This is a genomic window from Nocardia sp. NPDC005978 (assembly GCF_040614455.1).
In the GTDB taxonomy this organism is placed as follows: domain Bacteria; phylum Actinomycetota; class Actinomycetes; order Mycobacteriales; family Mycobacteriaceae; genus Nocardia.
The window spans coordinates 1-6,812 of sequence record NZ_JBEXUS010000198.1; the positions used below are offsets into that span (position 1 = coordinate 1).

General features: G+C 67.4%; 6 protein-coding genes. 2 read left to right on the top strand and 4 right to left on the bottom strand.

The features are described 5' to 3' along the window. Nucleotides 1-123: 123 nt before the first annotated feature. The 4 genes from ABZ319_RS39560 to ABZ319_RS39575 are packed head-to-tail and all read right to left on the bottom strand — an operon-like array spanning nucleotide 124 to nucleotide 3,748. Nucleotides 124-537: a nuclear transport factor 2 family protein gene (locus tag ABZ319_RS39560; RefSeq protein ID WP_354991730.1), complete on the bottom strand. Its 414-nt coding sequence runs from the start codon at nucleotides 535-537 to the stop codon at nucleotides 124-126. Continuing rightward, nucleotides 534-1,700 carry a thiolase domain-containing protein gene (locus tag ABZ319_RS39565; protein ID WP_354991731.1) on the bottom strand — a complete coding sequence of 389 codons (1,167 nt, stop codon included), beginning with the start codon at nucleotides 1,698-1,700 and terminating at the stop codon, nucleotides 534-536. Before ABZ319_RS39565 ends, ABZ319_RS39560 begins: the two co-directional genes overlap by 4 nt. Beyond that, nucleotides 1,697-2,770, bottom strand: coding sequence for a thiolase domain-containing protein (locus ABZ319_RS39570; protein ID WP_354991732.1), 1,074 nt, complete (start codon nucleotides 2,768-2,770; stop codon nucleotides 1,697-1,699). Before ABZ319_RS39570 ends, ABZ319_RS39565 begins: the two co-directional genes overlap by 4 nt. Before the next feature lie 12 nt (nucleotides 2,771-2,782). Next, entirely contained in the window at nucleotides 2,783-3,748 is a 966-nt protein-coding gene (locus ABZ319_RS39575) for an OB-fold domain-containing protein (protein WP_354991733.1), read from the bottom strand. A 62-nt stretch (nucleotides 3,749-3,810) separates the two neighbouring features. Here ABZ319_RS39575 and ABZ319_RS39580 point away from each other — a divergent pair, with 62 nt between their 5' ends. Further along, on the top strand, nucleotides 3,811-4,848 hold the full coding sequence (locus ABZ319_RS39580; RefSeq protein WP_354991734.1) for an LLM class F420-dependent oxidoreductase: 1,038 nt from the start codon (nucleotides 3,811-3,813) through the stop codon (nucleotides 4,846-4,848). 196 nt (nucleotides 4,849-5,044) lie between these two features. After that, nucleotides 5,045-6,691, top strand: coding sequence for an acyl-CoA synthetase (locus ABZ319_RS39585; protein ID WP_354991735.1), 1,647 nt, complete (start codon nucleotides 5,045-5,047; stop codon nucleotides 6,689-6,691). Nucleotides 6,692-6,812 lie beyond the last annotated feature (121 nt).

Consider the following 6,812-nt stretch of genomic DNA (forward strand, 5'->3'; position numbering starts at 1 on the left):
CCGGCTCCGATGCCGGCGGCGGATTCGGGGATTTCGGGGGGTTCGACGGCGGCGGGTTCGACGGCGGGTTCTAGGCCCCGAAGCCGGAATTCCGATCGCCCCGCTCCTTTTTCGTACTACTGCTTACGGCTGCTTCAGCGTTTTCATCGCCCGCTCGGTTTCCCAGAACGCGCGCAGCGCAGCGATTTTGCCGTCGGAATCCACCCGGTAGGTGAATACGCCCTCGGCGTCGACGGTGGCCCCGCCGCCCATGGTGGTGCGGATGCGGCCGGTGTAGGCCACCTCGCTGCCACAGGCGAAGGAGTCGTCGAAGAGGAACTCGATCTGTTCGGTCGCGGCAATCGCCTTGTCCCAGAACGCCGCAATGGCTTCGGGGCCGCGGTGGCCCTTACCGTCCGGATCGAAGAACGAGGGCCCGACCGGATCCTCGACGATGCCGTCGGCGGCGAACAGTGCCACCCAGGCCGCCTTGTCCCGCGCGCGGACGGCGGCCTGCGAAGCCGAACCCGCTACGCGCGCAGGATGTTCGGCACTCACGGCTGTTCGCTTCCGACGACCCACATCGAGAAGTACTGCGAGCCACCGCCGTACGCGTGGCCGAAGGCCTTCTTGGCGTTCTCCACCTGGTAATCGCCGGCGCGGCCCATGACCTGCTTGGCGGCTTCGGCGAAGCGGATCATGCCCGAGGCGCCGATGGGGTTGGAGGAGAGCACGCCGCCCGACGGATTGACGGGAAGCTTTCCGCCGATGGCGGTTTCGCCCGCCTCGGTGAGCTTCCAGCCCTCGCCCTCGGGCATGAAGCCGAGGTTCTCCAGCCACATGGGCTCGAACCAGGAGAAGGGGACGTAGATTTCGGCCGCGTCGATCTCTTCCAGTGGGTTGGTGATCCCGGCCTGCTTCCACAGCGCGGCGGCAGCGGCCTGACCGGCCTGGGGGTTCACCTGGTCGCGACCGGTGTACGCGAGCGGCTCGGTGCGCATGGCGGTGCCGTGAATCCACGCCACCTTCTTGCCGGTGGCCTCCACGGCCTTGGCCGCGGCCTCGTCGCCGATCACGATGGCGCACGCGCCGTCCGAGGACGGGCAGGTCTCATCGAAACGAATGGGGTCCCACAGCATTTGGGACGCCATGACCGAATCCATGGTGATGTCGGACTGCTGCAGGTGCGCGAAGGGATTACGCGCGCCGTTCTTGCGATCCTTCACCGCGACCATCGCGCCGACGTGCAGCGGCGCACCGGAGCGGTGAATGTAGGCGCGCACGTGCGGGGCGAAGTAGCCGCCCGCGCCCGCGCCGACCGGCTTGGTGAAGGGCACCGGATTCGACAGCGCCCACATGGCATTGGACTCGGACTGCTTCTCCCAGGAGAGCGCGAGCACCTTGCCGTGCACACCGGCCTGCACATGCGAGGCGGCCACGACGGCGGTGGAGCCGCCGACCGAACCCGCGGTGTGCACGCGCAGCATGGGCTTACCGGTCGCACCGATGGCGTCGGCCAGGAAGAGCTCCGGCATCATCGAGCCCTCGAAGAAGTCGGGGGCCTTGCCGATGATCAAGGCGTCGATATCGGCCATGGTCAGACCGGAATCCACGAGCGCGCGATCGATGGCCTCGCGGAGCATGCCCGCCATGGACACATCCGAGCGCTTGGCCACGTGATGGGTCTGGCCGGTGCCGAGGACGGCAGCGGGGTTCGTCATGAGCGTGCCTCCAGGGTGGCGACCAGGTTCTGCTGCAGCGCGGGACCCGAGCTGGCATGTGCCAGTGCGCGATTCGCGGTGCCATTGAAGATTTCGGTGGCGGCGAAGCCGATGCGCTCCAGGCCGGCCGAGAACATGGGGTTGCCGGACAGCGGGCCGCCCGACACATTGATCTTGGTCGAGCCGTTCAGCCCCAGCGCCTGCGCGAGGATCAGTTCCTCGTGGCTGTACTGGGTGTGCAGCTCGGCGATATCGAAATCGCTCGCGCCGCCGTTGATCGCGGCCTTGGCCGCCCGGGTCGTGGACTGCGAGACGGTGAGATCGCGCGCGCCGAGGACCGGGGTGTCGATGTAGTGCGCGATACCGCTGATCCACGCCGGTCGCTCGGCCAGCTCGCGGGCCTTGTCGCCCACGGCCAGCACGATCGCCGCCGCGCCGTCGGTGATGGGCGCGATGTCGTGCGAGCGGAAAGGATTGGCCACATAGTCGGCGGCCAAGAGCTTTTCGACATCGGATTCGGTGCGCGCGGTCGCGCTGCCACCCTTGGCGGCGGCATGGGCCGCGGCACGGGCGGCGACCTCGGCCATATCGCGCTCGGTCCAGCGACCGGCGTCGATACCGGCGCGGGCCTGCAAACCGGCCATGGACACCGCGTCCGGGCCCAGCGGCGCGACCAGGTACGGGTCGGTCTGCAGGGTCAGGACTTGGCGCAGCGTACCGGCCGAAGCCTTGCCGAAGCCGTACACCAGCGCGGTCTCGGCCTGTCCGGTGCGCAGCTTGAGCCACGCCTCGTACAGCGCCCAGGCCGCGTCCATCTCCACGTGCGACTCGTTGATCGGCGGCACCGCGCCGATGGCGTCGATCGCGGAGATGAACGAGAAGGCGCGCCCGGCAAGGTAATCCGAGGAGCCCGAGCACCAGAAGCCGATATCGGTCTGCTTGATGCCGAGCTTGCCGTACAACTCGTGGAAGCACGGCGCGAGCATTTCCACGCCGTTGGTCGTGCCGAAGGTCTCGGGCACATGCGGTGCGTGGGCGAACCCGACCACCGCGATTTCGTTGTTCGTCAACGTATTCAGCCTTTACAGGTGGTGCGAGAAGGACTCGTACGCGGCATCGGGCTCGCCGGAGGGCTCGAAGTGGTCGACATTGCCCATACTCAGGCTCCACTCCTCGCGAGGCTTCCACACGGCCTTGACCCGCATGCCCATGCGAACCTCGCCGGCGTCGCAGCCGAGCACCAGGTGCAGGAACGGAATATCGGTGCCGTCCAGCAGCACGTAGGCCGCCACGTACGGCGGCTTGATGCTCTGCCCCATGAAGGGCACGTTCACGATGCAGAAGGTGGTCACGGTGCCGGTGTCGGCGACCTCGACATAATCATCGGTGGGGGAGCCGTCACGCGGGTCGGCGCCACGCGGCGGGAAGTACACCTTGCCGTCGCTGGAGGCCTTCGCGCCCAGCAGCCTGCCCTCCATGATCGCCTTCAGGAATTCGGCTTCCTGGGGTGCGGCGGTGTGCTTGAAGGACAGGTCGATCGGGGTGATGATGCCGGTTACGGGCTCGGCGTCGGCCGCGGAATCCGCGGGCGCGTTGGAGGATTCGCCCGGTTCGAAGCAGGCGATGTCATGGATGTCGCCGCGGCGCTCGCCGGCCCAGCGCACCCGCACCCGCAGACCGGTGGAGATGTCGGCCGGCGAGGCCACATCCACCGCGTGCAGGAGCGCGGTGTCCGCTCCGTCCAGCTTGATGAGCGCGTAGGCGAAGGGCCGGTCGAAGGGCTGCCCGGGCAGCGGTTCGGCCACCCAGCTCCACGACTGGACGGTGCCCACATCGGCTACGTCGACGAATTCGGTCAGCGGTTCCGCGGTGATCGGATCGAATTCCGCGGGCGGCACGATGACGCGCCCATCGGAACCACGCACTCCGACGACCCGGCCCGAACGCAACCCGGTGAGGAAGCGTCCGATGGTCGGACCGGTGGAGCGGGTGTAATCGAACTGCATCCGCAGCGGCGCGGCGAGTACTTCGGTGTTCCCCAGAGTCACGCGATCGAGTAGAACAGGTTCTAAAGAAGGGTGCAAGAGCCCACTTGGGAAGGGAACCGAACATGCGCTTTGGGTTGCAACTCGGATACTGGGGCGCGCAGCCGCCCGCCAATACCGCGGAGTTGGTCGCGGCCGCCGAGGAGGTCGGATTCGACGCGGTCTTCACCGCCGAATCGTGGGGTTCGGACGCCTACACCCCGCTCGCGTGGCTCGGGTCGAGCACCAGCCGGGTGCGCCTGGGCACCTCGGTGGTGCAGATGTCGGCGCGCACGCCCACCGCCACCGCGATGGCCGCGCTGACCCTGGATCACCTCAGCGGCGGGCGGCACATTCTCGGGCTCGGCGTCTCCGGGCCGCAGGTGGTCGAGGGCTGGTACGGCCAGTCGTTTGCCAAACCGTTGCAGCGCACCCGCGAGTACGTCTCGGTCATTCGCCAGGTGCTCGATCGCGAGGGCAAGGTAGTCAACGACGGACCGCATTTCCCGCTGCCCTACAACGGCGCGAACGCGACCGGGTTCGGCAAGCCGCTCAAGTCGATCACCCATCCGCTGCGCAAGGATCTGCCGATCTGGCTGGGCGCCGAGGGTCCGAAGAACGTCGCGCTGACTGCCGAGATCGCCGACGGCTGGCTGGCGATCTACTACACCCCGCGCCTGGCCGACATGTACAACGAATGGCTGGACGAGGGCTTCGCCCGCGCGGGTGCCAGGCGTTCGCGGGAGGACTTCGAGATCGCCGCGACCGCGCAGGTCATCCTCACCGACGACGTCAAGGGCGAACTCGATCGGCTGCGCCCGTTCATGGCCCTGTACATCGGCGGGATGGGCGCGGAGGACATGAACTTCCATGCCGAGGTGTACCGGCGCATGGGGTACGGCGACGCGGTCGAGGAGATCACCAAGCTCTTCCGCACCGGCCGCAAGGACGAGGCCGCGGCCGCGGTGCCCGATCAGCTGATCCTGGACACCACGATCATCGGCGACGAGGCGCACGTGCGTGAGCAGTTGAAGGTCTGGGAGCAGGCGGGAGTGACGATGCTGCTCGTCGGCGTGCGCGATGTGGCGCAGTTCGAGCGGCTGCGGCCGTTGATCGAGGCGTAGAACTCGTTTCACTAACGGGGCGGGGAGGTTGCGGCGGGACGGCGCCGGACCTCCCCGTTCCCGCTCAGTGGGCGCCCGATCCCGGGTGGCAATCGGACATTTGACCCGCTAGTCTGTGACCGGGGACACAAGTTTTGCTGGTGGGGCGGACAAATCACACCTTGCAACTGACGAGAACACGTTCTATTTTCATCGTGTGAGCCACAACATAGCGGACCTTGTAGAGCACGCAATCGACCTCATGCCGGACAACGTCGCTCTGGTCGACGACACTCGCTCGGTCACCTATGCCGAGCTGGAGGTGCGAGCCAACCAACTCGCCCACTACCTGCGGGAACAGGGCGTCGAGCCCGGTGACAAGGTGGGTATCTACTCGCGCAACACGATCGAGGCCGTCGAGGCCATGGTCGCGGTGTTCAAGGCCCGGGCGGTCATGATCAACGTGAACTACCGGTACGTCGAGAACGAGTTGCAGTACATCTTCGAGAACTCGGACATGGTCGCGCTCGTCGTCGAGCGCCGGTACGTGGACAAGGTCGCCAACATCTGGCCGAACCTGCCGCTGCTGAAGTCCGTCATCGTGGTCGAGGACGGCACCGACCTGCCGCTGCCCGAGGGCGCCACCGAGTACGAGGCCACCCTGGCCACCCAGTCCGGCGAGCGTGACTTCGAAGAGCGTTCCCCCGACGACCTGTACATCCTCTACACCGGCGGCACCACCGGCATGCCCAAGGGCGTCATGTGGCGCCAGGAGGACGTCTGGCGCGTGCTCGGCGGCGGCATCAACTTCCTCACCGGCGAGTACGTCACCGACGAGTGGGAGCACGCCAAGCTCGGCGCGGCCAACCCGCAGATGGTGCGCTACCCGGTCGCGCCGATGATCCACGGCGGCTCGCAGTGGGCCACCTTCATGGCGCTGTTCAGCGGTGGCAAGACCCTCATGCTGCCGGAGTTCAGCGGCCACGGACTGTGGCAGGCCATCGAGAAGCACAAGGTCAACCTGATCTTCATCACCGGCGACGCCATGGCCCGCCCGATGTGCGACGCCATCGACCAGCCGAACCCGGAAACCGGTGCGGAGTACGACCTCTCGAGCCTGTTCATGATCGCCTCCAGCGCCGCGCTCTTCTCGCCGACGCTCAAGGACAAGCTGCTCGACGCGCTGCCGAACCGCATGATCACCGACTCCATCGGATCCTCGGAGACCGGCTTCGGCGGACTGTCCATGGTCACCAAGGGCCAGACCCACACCGGCGGCCCGCGCGTGAAGATCGACGCCTCCACCCAGGTGCTCGGCGACGACGGCCACCCGATCGAGGCCGGCTCGGGCAAGACCGGTTTCATCGCCCGCAGCGGCCACATCCCGCAGGGCTACTACAAGGACGAAGAGAAGACCAAGGCCACCTTCAAGGAGTTCCACGGCGTGCGCTACTCGATCCCGGGCGACTTCGCCCGCGTCGAGGAGGACGGCACCGTGACCATGCTCGGCCGCGGTTCGGTCAGCATCAACTCCGGCGGCGAGAAGATCTACCCCGAAGAGGTCGAGGGCGCGCTCAAGTGCCACCCGGAGATCTTCGACGCGCTCGTGGTCGGCGTGCCGGACGAGCGCTGGGGTCAGCGCGTGGTCGCGGTCGTGCAGTGCCGCGGCGAGCAGCGGCCGACGCTCGAGGACCTGCGTCCCGTTCTGACACAGGAGATCTCGTCCTACAAGCTGCCCCGCAGCCTGTGGTACGTCGATCAGATCAAGCGCAATCCGGCCGGCAAGCCGGACTACCGCTGGGCCAAGGAGCAGACCGAGCAGCGCCCCGCCGACGAGGACGCGCCCGCGCCCGTCAGCAAGTAGCGCATGCGCGGTTCCGGGCGCGCCGCCGATGAACGGCGCACCGGAGCCGCCCGCACGAGCCGTTGCGCCCCCCCCACCGCGCGTGGGTCGGCGCGGGTTGTCTAAAGTTCGTTAAGTAATA

Coding starts and splice junctions, on each gene's coding strand:
- ABZ319_RS39565 (WP_354991731.1), bottom strand. CDS start 1,700: ATGACGAACCCCGCTGCCGTCCTCGGCACCGGCCAGACCCATCACGTG.
- ABZ319_RS39580 (WP_354991734.1), top strand. CDS start 3,811: ATGCGCTTTGGGTTGCAACTCGGATACTGGGGCGCGCAGCCGCCCGCC.